The sequence below is a fragment of the Actinoplanes sp. NPDC051537 genome (genome assembly GCF_055586105.1).
This window is the reverse complement of sequence record NZ_JBVJIU010000012.1, coordinates 295,981-311,382: the sequence shown is the minus strand read 5'-3', so window position 1 is coordinate 311,382 and position 15,402 is coordinate 295,981. Positions and strand designations below refer to the sequence as shown.

Genomic DNA, 15,402 nt, shown 5'->3' with positions numbered 1-15,402 from the left:
CGGTCGCGGCGCCGCCATCGGCGCCGGGGCACGGGGCCGGTCGTCGCGGGCTATCCGGCTCGGCCTGAGGACGTCACATCGCCAGGTGGTGACGTCCGCAGAGTTCCGCAATGTGCGGGCCCATGCGGCCCCCACCGCGAATGTCCAGGAGGACAACGCCGTATGGCCAAGATCATCGCATTCGACGAGGAAGCTCGTCGGGGCCTCGAGCGGGGCATGAACCAGCTCGCCGACGCCGTCAAGGTGACGCTCGGCCCCAAGGGCCGCAACGTCGTGCTCGAGAAGAAGTGGGGCGCCCCCACGATCACCAACGATGGTGTATCCATCGCCAAGGAGATCGAGCTCGAGGACCCGTACGAGAAGATCGGCGCCGAGCTGGTCAAGGAGGTCGCGAAGAAGACCGACGACGTCGCCGGTGACGGCACGACGACGGCGACCGTCCTGGCCCAGGCGCTGGTTCGTGAGGGCCTGCGCAACGTGGCCGCCGGCGCCAACCCGATGGCCCTGAAGCGGGGCATCGAGGCCGCCGTCGCGAGCGTCTCCGAGGGTCTCACGCAGATCGCCAAGGACGTGGAGACGAAGGAGCAGATCGCCTCCACCGCCTCCATCTCCGCCGGTGACTCCACGGTCGGCGAGATCATCGCCGAGGCCATGGACAAGGTCGGCAAGGAAGGCGTCATCACCGTCGAGGAGAGCAACACCTTCGGCCTCGAGCTCGAGCTCACCGAGGGCATGCGCTTCGACAAGGGCTACATCTCGGCGTACTTCATGACCGACGCCGAGCGGATGGAGGCCGTCTTCGACGACCCCTACATCCTCATCGCGAACAGCAAGATCTCCGCGGTCAAGGACCTCCTGCCGATCCTCGAGAAGGTCATGCAGGGCGGCAAGCCGCTGGTCATCATCGCCGAGGACGTCGAGGGCGAGGCCCTGGCGACCCTGGTGGTCAACAAGGTGCGCGGCACCTTCAAGTCCGTCGCCGTCAAGGCCCCGGGCTTCGGTGACCGCCGCAAGGCCATGCTGGAGGACATCGCCATCCTGACCGGTGGCGCCGTCATCAGCGAGGAGGTCGGCCTCAAGCTCGACGGCGCCGACCTGAGCCTGCTGGGCACCGCTCGCAAGGTCGTCATCACCAAGGACGAGACCACGATCGTCGACGGCGGCGGTGACGCCGAGCAGATCCAGGGCCGGGTCAACCAGATCCGCGCCGAGATCGAGAAGTCGGACTCCGACTACGACCGTGAGAAGCTGCAGGAGCGCCTGGCCAAGCTGGCCGGCGGCGTTGCGGTCATCAAGGTCGGCGCGGCCACCGAGGTCGAGCTCAAGGAGCGCAAGCACCGCATCGAGGACGCCGTTCGCAACGCGAAGGCGGCCGTCGAGGAGGGCATCGTCCCCGGTGGTGGCGTCGCGCTCGTGCAGGCCGGCAAGACCGCGTTCGAGAAGCTGGACCTGGTCGGCGACGAGGCGACCGGCGCGACGATCGTGAAGCTCGCGCTCGACGCCCCGCTGCGTCAGATCGCCGTGAACGCCGGCCTCGAGGGCGGCGTCGTGGTCGAGAAGGTGCGCAACCTCGACGCGGGTCACGGCCTCAACGCCGCGACCGGCGAGTACGTCGACCTGCTGGCCGCGGGCATCATCGACCCGGCCAAGGTCACCCGCTCGGCGCTGCAGAACGCCGCGTCGATCGCCGCGCTGTTCCTCACCACCGAGGCCGTCGTGGCCGACAAGCCCGAGAAGAACCCGGCCCCGGCCGGCGCCCCGGGCGGCGGTGACATGGACTTCTGAGTCCAGTCAGTTTTACCGAACGGGCGGGTCGCTTCGGCGGCCCGCCCGTTTCGCTTTGCCCGCCCGGCCGCGACCCATGGCGCTGCTCGCCCGGCGCGGCCCATCGCGTGGCCGTCGCTCTGCTTACCTATGCGCGCGTGGCCGTCGCTCTGCTTACCCATGCGCGCGTGGTGGTCGCTCTGCTTACCCATACGCGCGTGGGCTTTGCTCTGCTTACCTATGCGTGCGTGTGGCCTGTCGCTCTGCTTACCCATACGCGCGTGGCCGTCGCTCTGCTTACCTGCGTGCGGGTGGCGGTCGCTCTGCTTACCGATACGCGCGCGGGTGGGCCTCGGGGCGCGATTTCTTGGCCGGCGGGAGTGGCAGCCAGCAGAGCAGGCCGCCGACGGTGAGCGCGAGGACGCCGGCCTTCAGGACGGCGAGGGTGTCGCGACCGGTGATCGGCAGGCTGGCGGCCGCGGTGATGCGGATGGTCACGGTCGCCTCGGCGGTGCCGCCCCGGCCGTCGGCGACGGTGTAGCCGAAGGCGTCCGTGCCCTCGGCGGCGGCGGTGTAGATCACGGTTCCGTCGGGGGCGGCGCGCGCGGTGCCGTGGGCGGGGTGGTCCAGGCGCGTCACGGTGAGCGGGTCGCGGTCCGGGTCGTGGTCGTTGAGGGCGGGGCGCAGCGTGACGGTGTCTCCGGCCAGCACCGTGACCCGGTCGTCGGTCGCCACCGGGGGCCGGTTGACGGCGGGCGGCGAGGTCGGTGGCGGCAGGGTGATGGTGACGGTCACCGAGGCCTGCGCCACGTTGCCGTCGGCGTCCACGACCTCGTACGTGAACGTGTCGACGCCGGTGAAGCCCGGATCCGGCGTGTAGGTCACCGTGCCGTCGGGGTTCAGGACCGCGGTGCCGTGCTGGGGCTGCCCGATCGATCGCACGGTGACCGAACGGCCGTCGCGCGCGGTGCTGGGGAGCGCGATCCCGACCGCTGCGCCCGGCTTTCCGGTCACGGCGCGGTCCGGCACCGTCGGCGGCGTCCCGACCACGACCGTGACCTGGGCGCTGGTCCGATGGCCGGCGTCGTCGGTGGCGGCGTAGAGGAAGGTCGCCACCCCGTTGAAGCCGTCCGGCGGGGCGTAGCGCACCGACCGCCCGGCGACGGCGGCCGTGCCGCGGTCGGGCCGGCCGACCGAGCCGATCACGAGCGTGCCCGCGGGATCGAGGTCGTTGGCGAGCACGTCGACGTCGACCGGGCGCTCGAACGCCGTCGTGACCTGGTCCGGCGCCGCCACCGGCGTGCCGTTCGAGACGACCACGGTGACGGTCGCGCTGGCCGTTCCCCCTGCCCCGTCGTCGATCGTGTATGTGAACGAGTCGGTCCCCGTCCACCTGTATATAGGCAAATATCGGACTTGTTCGGGTGCGACGGCGACGGCGCCACCGTGCGCCGGGGCGCCGACCGCCGCGACGGTCAGCGTCTGGCCAGGATTGGCGTCGACGTCGTTGGCGAGCACGTCCACGAGCACGGGCCGGTCGGCGAGCACGGCCGCGAAGTCGGCCCGAGCCACCGGAACAGCGTCCGCCACGGGCACGGACACGGTCGCCGAGGCCGTATTGCCGATCGGGTCGGACACGGCGTACGAGAACGAGTCCGTACCGAAGAAGCCCGCGTCCGGCGTATAGGTCACCGTCCCGTTCGCGTTGACCACGGTCGTCCCGTGCCCGGGTGACGACGCCGAGGTGACCGTGAGCGGATCCGACTCCGGGTCCCCGTCGTTGGCCAGCACCGGCACGTCGACGGCAGTGTCCGCGGCGGTCGGCGCCACATCGCCGACCGCGACCGGCGGGCCGTTGATGGTGATCGTGACGTGGCCGACGTCGGTGCGCCCGAGGTCGTCGGTGACCACGTAGTCGAAGCCGTCCGCCCCGACGCTGCCCACCGACGCCCGGTAGGTGACCGTCCCGTCGGCAGCGAGCGCCGCCGTCCCGTGGCCGGCCGGCCCGACCGACGCCACCGTGACGCGCTGCCCGGTGTTCGGGTCGTGGTCGTTGCCGAGCACCCCGAAGGTGGCGACCACCCCCGGCCGCACGGTGAAACTGTCGTCGACCGCGACCGGCGGCGCGTCACGCACGGTCACCGTGACGATGGCCGAATCGGTCAGCCCGGCGGGGTCGGCGATCGAATAGAGGAAGGAGTCGCTGCCGTAGAAGCCGGCCTCCGGCGCGTACGTCATCGTGCCGTCGAAGTTGTCCACCACCGTCCCGTGCCCGCCGCCGCCCACCGCGGCCGCCGTGATCACATCGCCGTTGAGGTCGCCGTCGTTGGCCAGCACCGGGATCACCACCGGGGTGTCGGTGTCGGTCACCGCCGCGTCCGGGCGGGCCACCGGCGCCGTGTTCACCACGGTGACCGTCACGGTCGCGCCCGCCACGCCGCCGGCCAGGTCGTCCACCTGGTAGTGGAAGGTGTCCACGCCGAGGAAGCCCGCCGCCGGCGTGTACGTGATCCGTCTGTCCGCCCCCACCGCGACCGTCCCGTGCCCCGGCCCCGCCGAGACCGTGACCGTCAGCGGCTGCCCGTTCGGATCGTCGTCGTCGTTCGCGAGCACGTTGATCGTCGTCGGCACGCCCCCGATCCCGGTCGCCGAGTCGGCCCGCGCCACCGCCACCCCGTTGGCCACCGTGACGGTGACGGTCGCGGTGGCCGATCCGCCGTTCCCGTCGTCGACCGTGTACGCGAAGGCGTCGACCCCCGAGAAGCCCAGGTCCGGCTGGTACGTGATCGTGCCGGCCGGGTCCCGGGTGACGACGCCGTGCGCCGGGTCGGTGCCCCCCGAGACCCGCAGCGTGTCCCCGTTGGGGTCGGTGGCCGCCGCGAGCACGTCGAACGTCGCCGCCGCGCGGTAGGCGACGCTCCGCGTGAACGGCGCGGCGACCGGCGGCGCGTTCCCCACGGTCACCGTTACAGTCCCGGTCGCCGAGCCGCCGTTCCCATCGCTGATCGTGTACGCGAAAGTCGCGTCCCCGGAGAAGCCGGCCGGCCCGGTGTACCGGACCCCACCCGGATCGATCGCGGCCGTGCCGTGGTCGGCCGCACCCACCGCGGCGACGGTGAGGTGGTCGAGGTTGGGGTCGGTGTCGTTGGCGAGGACGGGCACGACCACGCTCGCGCCGCCCAGATACGGCACGGACAGCATGTCGTCCGCCGCCGTCGGGGCCGCGTTGGCCACGTCCACGAAGACGTTGCCGACCGTCGTGGCGCCGCCCGGGTCCCGGACGGTGTACGTGAAGGCGGCCCGCCCGGCGAAGGCGACCGTCGGCGTGAACGTGACCGAGCCGGCCCCGAAGGTAACCGAGCCGGACGCCGGCTGGGTCACCGCCACCACCGTGAGCGGGTCGCCGTTCGGGTCGGTGTCGTTGCCGAGGACGGCCAGCGTGACCGGCGTGTGCGGCGGCGTGTTGACCATGTCGTCGTTGGCCACCGGCGGCGCGTTCGCCGTGGTCACCGTGACGATGGCGGTTGCCGTGCCGCCGTGCGCGTCGTCCACCCGGTACGTGAACGTGTCCGCCCCCGCCCAGCCCGGCGCCGGCGTGTAGGTGACGGTCTGGTCGGCCTCGACCACCGCCGCGCCGTGCCCCGGACCTGAGGCGATCGAGACGGTGAGCGCGAACCGGGAGCTGTCGTTCGCGAGCACCGGAATCGCGACCGGCACGCCGTCGGTGGTCGCGGCGGCGTCGGCGACCGGCAGCGGCGGCGAGTTGACCACGAGCGCCGCGGTCGCCGCGTCGTTGGTCGCATCGGCGTCCGCGCCGGTGCCGGAGGCGCGAACCGTGGCCGTCGCCGACGCGGCCGCCGTCGCGTCGACCACCGCCGGGATGACGGCCGAGGCCGAGCTGCCGGCCACCAACGGCCCGAGCGCGCAGGTCACCACCGCTCCGGCCGCCGTGCACCCGGCCGGCAGCGTGCCGGGGGCGACGCCGGCCGGCAGCGTGAGCGTGGCCGCGGCGGCGGGCTCGAGGTCGCCGGAGAGGTTGGTGACGGTCGCGGTGTAGGCGACCGGCGCGGGGGTGGCGGCCCGCTGCACGAAGGCCGGGCTCACCGTCAGCGCGGCCTTGAGGTCGGCGTGCGGCCGCAGCACCGGGGTGGCCACCGAGCCGCCGAGCGCGGCCACGGCGACGCTGGTGGTGTGCCCGCTGTAGCTGACGTTGACCAGGTTGGTGATCGCGTAGCCGGGCGGCGCGCCGACGTCGACCCGCACCCGGAACGTCACCCACGTCGTCCCCAGGTACGGGATGCTGCCCACGGTCCAGCCCGCGGCCCCGGCGGCGTACGAGCCGGCGTCGTCCCCGGTCGCGTCCGAGACCGGCGACCCCAGCACGGTGAGCGAGCCCGGCATGTAGGTCGTGTACGGCGGGATCGCGTCGGCCAGGGTCACGGCGTCGGCGGTGTCGCTGCCGTCGTTGCGGACGGCGACCCGGTACTCGAGCACGTCGCCGGGCAGCAGATCGCCCCCGTCCACGTCGGCGCCGGTCACGGTCGTGGTGATCTTCGGCGCGTACAGGTCGATGGTGAAGGTGATGACGCCGGGGAAGTACTGGTCCCCGGCCGTGGTCACGGTGAGGTTGGCCGAGGTGACGCCGTGCCCGAAGATCCCGTTCGCGTCCACCTGGTCGACGTCGAAGCCGAGCATGTTGGGGTACGGCGGATTGCGTCCGCCCACCGGCGCGCCACCCTCGCTGGCCGTGCTGTTGAAGAAGTTGTCGGCGTCGTTCTGGCCATCCACCAGCGGCTGCCCGTTGACCAGGAGGCTGTCCCCGGGCGTCCCGCTGTCTCCCTCGTACGCGATCGCCCCGATCTTGGCATGCACCACGCCCGTGTGCGGGGTCTCGAATCCGGTCACCGGGATGGTCGCGCTGCCGGTGTCGACCTTCCCGAAGCCGTCGAAGATCCGCAGGCTGCGCATGTCCTCGGCCGGGTTCCGGTACGCGATGGCGAGCGCCCACCCCGCGTACATGCCGCTGCCGAGGGTGGCCTGGATGTTGGCGACCCCGTAGACCCCGTTCCCGGCCATCAGCCCGGTGACGTCGGCGAACCCCTGATAGTTGCCGCCGCTGGCGTACAGGCTGCTGGCGGTGATCGGTTTCCAGGTGGCGCCCGCGGGCGTACGGAAAAGGATCTTGTTCCGCAGGGAGGCAGTGGGGGCCAGCGACGAGTCGGCGCCCCAGTAGAGGCCGGCGAACAGGACCGTGCTGCCCACGGGCATCGTGATCGTCGCGTCGCTGTCGTTGAACGTCGTAGGGTCGCCGTCGGCGTTGGTGGACTCCATGAGGTAGCTGTTGTTGTTCGGCGCGCTACCGCCGCCGTTGCGGGCCGCCGCGCAGGTCAGCACCGCGGCGGGACAGGTGAGGTTGCTGTTGCCGCGCAGCAGGATCGAGCCGTTCGCGTTGACGTCGAACCGGGTGGCGAACGCCGTCGTGATCGCCGCGGCGCGGGCCGGATCGACCGGCAGGGCCGTCGCCGCCAGCACGGCGAGGACGACCAGCAGGGCCGCCGTCGGCCGCCGGAGCACACCTAGACGCTAGATCAGAGCCGCGGCCGGCACAGCCGGATCAGAGCCGCTTGCGATACAGGACGAACACCCGCTCGATCCGGGCGCCGACGGCGAGCGAGTAGAACGGCACCGGGCCGACCCAGCCGATCTGCGCGGTCTCGTGGCCCTCGGCGTGCTGGTCGGCCAGGCAGCGGCGGAGCAGCACCGAGCCGATCCCGCGGCCCTGGGCGGCGGCGGTGGTGCCCATCGGGCCGAACCAGCTGGGGCGGGACGAGCCGTACGCGGCGAAGCCGAGCAGCGTGCCGTCGGCCTCGACGGCGATGTGGCAGCCGGCCCGTTCCCGGCCGATCGAGTGGCTGATCTCGCCGGCCCAGCCCGCGGTCCAGTTGGCCAGCGCGAACGCCACCAGCGTCGCGGTGTCGGACGGCTCGGCGCGGCGGACGGTGACGCCCTCCCCGGCGAGGCGCTTGACCGCCGCCTTCGTGTCGAAACCGGAGCGAAGGTCCACGGTCATGTTCCAGGCCGGCTGGTCCTCGGCGAAACCGAGCGCGGTCGCCGCGCAGATCGCCGGGGTGTAGCGCGGGTCGATGCCGGGCCAGGCGTAGTACGGCGCGTTGCCGGCCAGCACCACCTCGCCGGCGCCCAGGCCGGCCAGCGCGGCCTCGACCCGGGCCAGCAGGGCCCGCCCGACGCCGCGACGGCGCTCGGCCGGGTCGACGGCGACGAGGTCGACGTGCCCGATCGAGGCGTCCCGGTGCGAGAGCGAGCCGAGCACCACCCCGATCACCCGGTCGCCGGGCGCGACGGCCAGGAAGCCGGTCAACGTGCGCGGCACCGGCGACCAGCCCTCGGCGCCGGTGCGGTCGCGCAGCCGGCGCACGATCTCGTCCGCCTCGGCCGCGTCCTCGGGAAGGTCGAGGGCGGCTCGGCACAACGCGATCACCGCGGGCTCGTCGTCGGCGGTCAGCTCGGTAATCCGGCACTCACGATCCACAACGCCGAACGTACGTGAGATTTCCCCCGCCTGGGTGACGCGCGCGGGCGCTAACGTGGGACGGGTGCGCGATCCCTCCGTCTCCCGCTTCACGGCCGGCCGTCTGTCCCCGATCCGCCGGGTGTCCGATCTCCGGCGACTGCGCGACGAGCAGTTCGACGTCCTGGTCATCGGCGGTGGGGTCACCGGCGCCGGCGCGGCCCTCGACGCCGCCTCCCGCGGCCTCAAGGTCGCCCTGGTCGAGGCCCGTGACCTGGCCGCCGGCACGTCCAGCCGGTCGAGCAAGCTGATCCACGGCGGGCTGCGCTATCTCGAGCAGCTCGAGCTGCACCTGGTGCACGAGGCGCTCACCGAGCGGGGGCTGCTGTCCACCAGGCTGGCGCCGCACCTGGTCCGCCCGGTGCCGATCCTGGTGCCGCTGCCGGCCGGAAAACCGCCGGCCCGCGTCTGGCACCGGGCCTACTACGGGCTCGGCGTGGCGGCGTACGACGTCTTCGCCGGCATGTTCGGCACCGGCCGGGGCATGCCGCTGCACCGCCATCTGACCCGCGCCGGCGCCCGCCACCTCTTCCCGAGCCTGCGGGCCGACGCGGTGGCCGGTGCGATCCGCTACTACGACGGCCAGGTCGACGACGCCCGGCTGGTGGTGACCCTGGCCCGCACCGCGGCGAGCCTGGGCGCGGCCGTGGTGACCAGCGCCCGCGTGGTCGGCTTCGTGCGCCAGGCGCGCGAGGTGGTCGGCGTCCGGGTGCGCGACCTGGAGTCGCCGGACGCGCCCGAGTTCGAGGTGCGGGCGCGCACGGTGGTGGCCGCCACCGGCGTGTGGAGCGACGACATGTCGCGGATGCTCAGCGACGTCGGGGTTCGCCCCGGCATGCGGGTGCGGGCCTCCAAGGGCGTGCACCTGGTCGTGCCGCGCTCGGCGATCACCGGCGAGGCCGGGCTGATCCTGCGCACGCCGACCTCGGTGCTGTTCGTGATCCCGTGGGGCGGTCATTGGATCATCGGCACCACCGACACCGACTGGAAGCTCGACCGCTCGCATCCGGCGGCCTCCGCGCGCGACATCCGCTACCTGCTCGACCAGGTCAACACCGTGCTCGACCGGCCGCTGACCACCGACGACATCGAGGGCGTCTACGCCGGCCTGCGCCCGTTGCTCTCCGGCGAGGCCGAGTCGACCTCCAAGCTCTCCCGCGAGCACGCGGTGATCGAGCCGATGCTCGGGCTGCTGCTGGTGGCGGGCGGGAAGTACACGACGTACCGGGTGATGGCGGCCGACGTGATCAATCGCGCGGTGCGCCGGCTGGGCGGTCCGGCGCGCCCGTCGCGCACCGCCGAGCTGCCGCTTCTCGGCGCGGACGGCTTCGCCTCCGCGTGGCGCGACCGGCAGGACACGGCACGGCGGCACGGCGTCACCGGCGGGGTGATCGAGCACCTTCTCGAGAGGTACGGGACCCTGGCCGTACACCTGCTGGCGATGGTGGAAGCCGACCCGTCGCTGGCCACCCCGCTCACCGGCGCGCCGGAATATCTGGCCGCCGAGGTCGCCTACGCCGCGCTCGCCGAGGGCGCCCTGCACCTGGACGACGTTCTCACCCGCCGCACCCGCATCTCGATCGAGACGACGCACCGCGGCACCGAGACCGCCGAGCACGCGGCCGCGGTGATGGGCGACGCCCTGGGCTGGGACAAGGAGGTGCGCGCCCGCGAGGTCGAGCACTACCTGGCGCGGGTGGCCGCCGAGCGGCAGTCGCAGACCATGCCCGACGACCTGACCGCCGACGCGGCCCGGATCGGGGTGCCGGACGTCCGGGGCTTCGCCGCCGACCGGGGGATCGACCTCCTCGCCGAACTCCCGGTGATTGGCGATCTTTGATCCTCGTCGACGAGCCGCTCTGGCCGGCCCGGGGCCGCCTCTGGTCCCACCTCGTCAGCGACCTGTCCTACGCCGAGCTGCACGTCTTCGCCGAGATGCTGGGCGCGCCGCGCCGGGCCTTCGATCGGGACCACTACGACATCCCGGAGCAGCGGTTCCGCTCGGCGCTGTGGCTCGGCGCGACGCTCCTGCCCTCCCGCGATCTGGCGTCCCGCCTGCGGTCCTCCGGGTTACGCCGGCCCAAGCATCTCGCGTGACAGGTTGGCGCGCGCCTTCTCCTCCCAGGCCGCGCGCAGCGGCGCGAGGCGGTAGATCGACGGCAGCTCGAGCAGCGCCTTGAGGACCTGCGCCCGGCCGTCCTTGAAGGCGGCGTCGGGCACATGCGCGTACTCCCGCCGGATCGCCGCGGTGTAGGCGTCGTAGGTCTCCTCGTCGCTGGCCAGGATGGCCAGGTCGGCGTCGCAGAGCAGCTCGCCGTCGGGGTCGTCGTCCTCGGTGGCGTGCCCGGCGGTCAGCCCGACCAGCCGCGCCACCTCGGCCGCCACGTCGTCCGGCACGCCGAGGGTCGCCAGCAGGCCGGCCGCGAACTCGGCGCTGTCCCGCTCGTTCGCGTCGCCGAGTGCCCGCGGGTCGTAGACGGCGTCGTGCATCCACGCGGCCAGCCGAACCCGTTCCGGATGCGGAGCGAGTTCGGCATGGCGATCGATCACCTCGAGTACGGCCGAGAGGTGCGCCGCGGTGTGATAGTGCCGCTGCGGCTCGGACCAGCGGGCGAGCAGGTACTCGCCGGCCGCGTTCAGATCGCCGTCGTCGGCGGTGGCGCCCGCCTGCCGGGCCGCCGCGCCGAAACCGTCCACGAGAGAAGTCACGCCCGCAATCCTGGCACGACCCTCAGTAGGGTCAGTGACCATGAGGTCCGTTATCGCCGCCGGTCTGCACCGGGTCCGCGGCGGCCTCGCGCTCGCCCTCCAGGCCGGCGTGGCCGCGGGGCTGGCCTGGTGGGTGGCGCACGACCTGATCGGCCGCCCCCAGCCGTTCTTCGCCCCGATCGCCGCCGTGATCACCCTGGCGTCCTCGGTCGGGCAGCGCGCCCGGCGCACGGCCGAGCTGGTGCTGGGCGTGGCGATCGGCATCGGCGTGGGCGACGCCCTGATCCTGCTGATCGGCAGCGGCCCGTGGCAGATCGGGCTCGTGGTGGTGCTCGCGATCCTGATCGCCACCGCGGTCGGCGGCCGCACCCCGCTGGTCGTGCAGTCCGCCTCCTCGGCGGTGCTGGTCGCCACCCTCACCTCGGCCACCGGCCTGCCCTGGACCAGGTTCTTCGACGCGCTGGTCGGCGGCGGCATCGGGCTGGCCGTGATGACCGTGCTGCTGCCGCTCAACCCGCTGACGGTCGTGCAGCGGGCGGCCGACCCGGCGCTGCGCGGGCTCACCGGCGGGCTGCGCGACGTGGCCGGCGGCATGCGGGACGGCGACCGGGACGCGGTCGACGAGGCGCTGGGCCGGCTGCGCGCCTCCGAGACGTCGTTCGCCGCGTTCTCGGAAGCGGTCAAGGCGGCCCGGGAGAACGTCGCCTTCGCGCCGGCCCGGTGGCGCGCCCGCGGCGCCCTCGCCCAGTACGTGGACGGCGCCGATCAGGTCACCTACGCGCTGCGGAACGTCCGGGTGCTGATCCGGCGGGTGAGCACCGCGCTCGGCGACCAGGAGAAGATTCCCGGCGTGCTGGCGACCGGGGTCGATCTGCTCGGCGACGCGGTCGACCTGCTGCGGCAGGAGTGGGCGCGGGCGGCCGAGCCGATCGCGGCCCGGCAGCGGGTGCTCAGCGCGGTCGCCGAGGCGGCCAAGGCGTACGACGAGGGGGTCGGCTTCTCCGGCGGCGTCGTGGTCGCCCAGGTCCGCTCGATCGCCACCGACCTGTTGCGGGCGAGCGGCGTCGAGTTCGCCGAGGCGCCCCGCCTGGTCCGGAAGGCCGCGGGGTGGCACAACCGCCCCCGGGCCACGCGCCGGCCGGGCCGCCGGCCGCCCGCCCCGGGCCACGGCCCCAGCATCGGTGGCTAGGCTGGCTGTCATGGTCGACGTTTCGCCGGGCGGGCTGCCCGACGCCTACCCGCATCCGGCGGTCAAGGCCCGCGCGATCGGCTGGCGCCGCTGGCTGCCGATGGCCGGCGTGGTCTCGTTCCTGGTCGCCGGCGCGGTCGGCATGCTGCTGTTCCTCGGCGTCGACATCGGCATCACCGGCCTGCTGGTCGGCCTGGCCGCCGCGGTCCTCCCGGTGCCGCTGCTGGTCGCGAGCTTCCTCTGGCTCGACCGCTACGAGCCCGAGCCGATCCGCTACCTGGCCTTCTGCTTCTTCTGGGGCGCCGCGATCGCCACCGCCGCCGCGCTCTTCGTCAACACCGAGGCGTCGATCTGGTTCGAGAAGTGGGGCCTGCCCGACGCCCTGGTCGCGGTGCTGGTGGCGCCCTTCATCGAGGAGTCGATGAAGGCGCTCGGCCCGATCCTGCTCTCCTGGCGGCGCCGCAGCGAGTGGTCCGGCATCACCGACGGCATCGTCTACTGCGGCATGTCCGCGCTCGGCTTCGCCATGGTGGAGAACGTGCTCTACCTCGGCAAGCACGGCTACGCGACCGGCGTCGAGGAGTACGGGCCGGCCACCGGCCTGCAGAACCTCTTCCTGATCTTCATCGTGCGCATCCTGTTCACCGGCTTCGCGCACCCGCTGTTCACCTCGATGACCGGCATCGGCCTGGGCGTCTCGGCGCGCTCCGGCGACCGCCGGGTCCGGTGGCTGGCGCCGATCGCCGGCCTGCTGAGCGCGATGATCCTGCACGGCACGTTCAACCTGATCCCGACGCTCGCGGCCAGCCTCTCGCAACCGCTGATCATGCTGTACGGGTACCTGGGCTTCATGGTTCCGCTGTTCTTCGGGGTGGTCGGGTTCGCCATCGCCCTGCGCGCCTGGGAGGGCCGGCTCACCGAGCGGATGCTGCCGCTCTACGTCCGTTCCGGCTGGTTCTCGCCGCCCGAGGTGGCGTCGCTGGGCAGCCTCGGCCGCCGGCATTCGGCCCGGCAGTGGGCCCGGCGGGTGGCCGGCACCGCGGGACAGCAGGCGATGCGCGACTTCCAGTTCGCCGCGACCCAGCTGGCGCTGCTGCGCGACGGCATGCAGCGGGGGCTGAACCCGGCGCTGCGCGACCGCTACCGCGACTCGGCCGAGGAGTACCGCCTGCTGCTGGACGTGCAGCGGTACCGGACGGCGTTCACGGCCAAGGACCCGACGACGCCACGCGCGTTCTGGAACGGCGAGTCCTACCAGCTCCAGTTCCCGGACGGCTCGACGCACGTGGTCCCGCCGCCGGCCGACCCGGTCGTCCCGGTGCCGGTGCGCCTGGCGCCCGCCTACCCGCCGCCGCCGTACGGCTACCCGGGTTACGGCCCCCCGCCGTACGCGCCCTATCCGGGTCCTCAGAGGTAGAGGCCGGTACCGTCCGATTCGACCCGGCTGGCCGCCACGGCGTGCACGTCGCGCTCGCGCAGCAGCACGTACTCGCGGCCGTGCAGCTCGACCTCGGAGCGGTCGTCGGGGTCGAAGAGCACACGGTCGCCGACGACGATCGATCGCACGTTCGGCCCGACGCCCACGGCCGTCGCCCAGGACAGTCGCCGGCCCACCGACGCCGTCGCCGGGATGACGATGCCGGCCGAGGAACGCCGCTCGCCCTCACCCCCGTCCTGCCGGACGAGAACGCGGTCGTGGAGCATGCGGATCGGTAGCCCGGCCTCGGTGCGGGTGTCGGCACTCACGCTTGCAGACGGTACGCCCCCGGGCAGGCCGGTTTCCCGGTGGTGGCTGAGGGCCGGGAGGCGCCGGACTACTACGGTGGTACCGCGCGCCGTGCCGCGGTGCCGCGAGGCAAGGAGGGTTGGCCGGTTGAGCCGCTTGCAGCGTGTCCGTGACAACCTGCGCCGCGCCTACGACTCGGGTCGCGAGTCGGTGCGCCAGCGCGCGGACGAGACGGTCGAGGAGCCCGAGCCGGACGACGAGTTCGTCCCGCCGCCGGCCGATCCCGAGCCGGTGCACGGCTCGACGAACAGCCTCGACGACGCCGAGGTGCCGCATTCGCTGCGCATCGCCGCGGCCTGGAGCTGGCGGCTGATCGTGGTCGGCGTCGTCGGCTGGGCGCTGCTGCACTTCATCGGCATCGTCAGCATCGTGGTGGTCCCGCTGGCGATCGCCATGCTGCTCTCGGCGCTGCTCACCCCGGCCGTGAGCTGGCTGCTCAAGCTGCACGTGCCCCGCTCGCTGGCGACGTTCCTGGTGCTGATCTGCGGCCTCGCGGCGGTCGCCGGCACGCTGACCCTGGTCATCTCCCAGTTCATCGACGGCGTTCCGGAACTGACCCAGAAGACCAGCGACGGCGTACGCCAGATCCAGGACTGGGCCCGCACCGGTCCACTGCATCTCTCCGACGCTCAGGTGAACCAGGCGATCAACAACGCGCAGGACTGGGTCAACACGCACACCTCGCAGCTGACCTCGACCGGCATCGCCACCGCGGCGACGCTGTTCGAGCTGATCACCGGCATGCTCCTGGTGCTGTTCTCGACGTTCTTCTTCCTGCGCGACGGCCGCAAGATCTGGCGGTTCATCGTCCGGCTGTTCCCGATCAACGCCCGCTGGTCGCTGGCCGACGCCGGGGACGCGTCCTGGGCGACGCTGACCGCCTACGTGCGGGCGACCGTGCTGGTGGCGTTCATCGACGCGGTCGGCATCGGCACCGCCCTGGTGATCCTCAACATCCCGTTCCCGTTCCCGCTGGCCGCGCTGGTCTTCCTGGGCGCGTTCATCCCGATCGTCGGCGCCAGCGTGTCGGGCGCGGTCGCGGTGCTGGTGGCGCTGGTCGACCAGGGCTGGGTGATCGCGCTGATCGTGCTCGGCGCGGTGATCCTGGTGCAGCAGGTCGAGGGCCACGTCCTCCAGCCGCTGATCATGGGCCGGGCGGTGGCCGTGCACCCGCTCGTCGTGATCATCGGCATCGCCTGCGGCGCGACGCTGGCCGGCATCATCGGCGCGCTGGTCGCCGTGCCGCTGATCGCGGTGCTCAACACCGGCATCCGCCGGCTGTCCCGGCGCCGGCCCGAGGTGCCGGCCAGCGCGGTCGTCGTCGGGAGCGCCTTACCGGAGGCGTGAGAAAGGGCGGGACCCGAT

Annotated in this window: 10 protein-coding genes; 6 read left to right on the top strand and 4 right to left on the bottom strand. The window is 73.0% G+C overall.

The window, feature by feature from the left end; translation table 11 throughout:
- The first annotated feature begins 162 nt into the window (after positions 1-162).
- Complete coding sequence (groL, locus tag ACZ6TB_RS29570) at positions 163-1,785, top strand: chaperonin GroEL (protein ID WP_465559170.1); 1,623 nt, start codon at positions 163-165, stop codon at positions 1,783-1,785.
- Between the two features lie 306 nt (positions 1,786-2,091).
- On the opposite strand, the gene ACZ6TB_RS29565 is transcribed toward groL, so the two are convergent.
- Positions 2,092-7,338, bottom strand: a complete 5,247-nt coding sequence (locus ACZ6TB_RS29565) for an Ig-like domain-containing protein (RefSeq protein ID WP_465559168.1) — start codon at positions 7,336-7,338, stop codon at positions 2,092-2,094.
- A 40-nt stretch (positions 7,339-7,378) separates the two neighbouring features.
- Positions 7,379-8,314 (bottom strand): GNAT family N-acetyltransferase, encoded by a 936-nt coding sequence (locus ACZ6TB_RS29560; protein WP_465559165.1) that lies wholly within the window; start codon positions 8,312-8,314, stop codon positions 7,379-7,381.
- Between the two features lie 64 nt (positions 8,315-8,378).
- Between ACZ6TB_RS29560 and ACZ6TB_RS29555 the strand changes: the two genes are divergently transcribed.
- Both ACZ6TB_RS29555 and ACZ6TB_RS29550 read left to right on the top strand, forming a co-directional pair.
- Entirely contained in the window at positions 8,379-10,193 is a 1,815-nt protein-coding gene (locus ACZ6TB_RS29555) for a glycerol-3-phosphate dehydrogenase/oxidase (protein ID WP_465559162.1), read from the top strand.
- Entirely contained in the window at positions 10,190-10,450 is a 261-nt protein-coding gene (locus tag ACZ6TB_RS29550; protein WP_465559159.1) for a DUF4031 domain-containing protein, read from the top strand. The genes ACZ6TB_RS29555 and ACZ6TB_RS29550 overlap by 4 nt, the downstream gene beginning before the upstream one ends.
- Here the strand turns inward: ACZ6TB_RS29550 and ACZ6TB_RS29545 are convergent.
- A complete protein-coding gene (locus ACZ6TB_RS29545) occupies positions 10,424-11,062 on the bottom strand; it encodes an HD domain-containing protein (RefSeq protein WP_465559158.1) in 639 nt (212 codons plus the stop codon). The genes ACZ6TB_RS29550 and ACZ6TB_RS29545 overlap by 27 nt on opposite strands.
- A 40-nt stretch (positions 11,063-11,102) precedes the next feature.
- On the opposite strand from ACZ6TB_RS29545, the gene ACZ6TB_RS29540 reads away from it, so the two are divergent.
- Together ACZ6TB_RS29540 and ACZ6TB_RS29535 are read left to right on the top strand one after the other, a co-directional pair.
- A complete protein-coding gene (locus ACZ6TB_RS29540) occupies positions 11,103-12,251 on the top strand; it encodes an FUSC family protein (protein ID WP_465559155.1) in 1,149 nt (382 codons plus the stop codon).
- Positions 12,252-12,261: 10 nt separating this feature from the next.
- Complete coding sequence (locus ACZ6TB_RS29535; protein ID WP_465559152.1) at positions 12,262-13,668, top strand: PrsW family intramembrane metalloprotease; 1,407 nt, start codon at positions 12,262-12,264, stop codon at positions 13,666-13,668.
- Here ACZ6TB_RS29535 and ACZ6TB_RS29530 read toward each other — a convergent pair.
- Positions 13,659-13,955, bottom strand: coding sequence for a GroES family chaperonin (locus ACZ6TB_RS29530; protein ID WP_211216660.1), 297 nt, complete (start codon positions 13,953-13,955; stop codon positions 13,659-13,661). The two genes, ACZ6TB_RS29535 and ACZ6TB_RS29530, sit on opposite strands and share 10 nt — an antisense overlap.
- Here ACZ6TB_RS29530 and ACZ6TB_RS29525 point away from each other — a divergent pair.
- On the top strand, positions 13,954-15,384 hold the full coding sequence (locus ACZ6TB_RS29525) for an AI-2E family transporter (RefSeq protein WP_465559149.1): 1,431 nt from the start codon (positions 13,954-13,956) through the stop codon (positions 15,382-15,384). The two genes, ACZ6TB_RS29530 and ACZ6TB_RS29525, sit on opposite strands and share 2 nt — an antisense overlap.
- Positions 15,385-15,402: the final 18 nt, after the last annotated feature.

Bases quoted from the DNA above. Each gene is read 5' to 3' on its own strand.
- ACZ6TB_RS29525 (WP_465559149.1), top strand. From the start codon at position 13,954: ATGCGGATCGGTAGCCCGGCCTCGGTGCGGGTGTCGGCACTCACGCTT.
- ACZ6TB_RS29535 (WP_465559152.1), top strand. From the start codon at position 12,262: ATGGTCGACGTTTCGCCGGGCGGGCTGCCCGACGCCTACCCGCATCCG.
- ACZ6TB_RS29530 (WP_211216660.1), bottom strand. From the start codon at position 13,955: ATGCTCCACGACCGCGTTCTCGTCCGGCAGGACGGGGGTGAGGGCGAG.
- groL (WP_465559170.1), top strand. From the start codon at position 163: ATGGCCAAGATCATCGCATTCGACGAGGAAGCTCGTCGGGGCCTCGAG.
- ACZ6TB_RS29540 (WP_465559155.1), top strand. From the start codon at position 11,103: ATGAGGTCCGTTATCGCCGCCGGTCTGCACCGGGTCCGCGGCGGCCTC.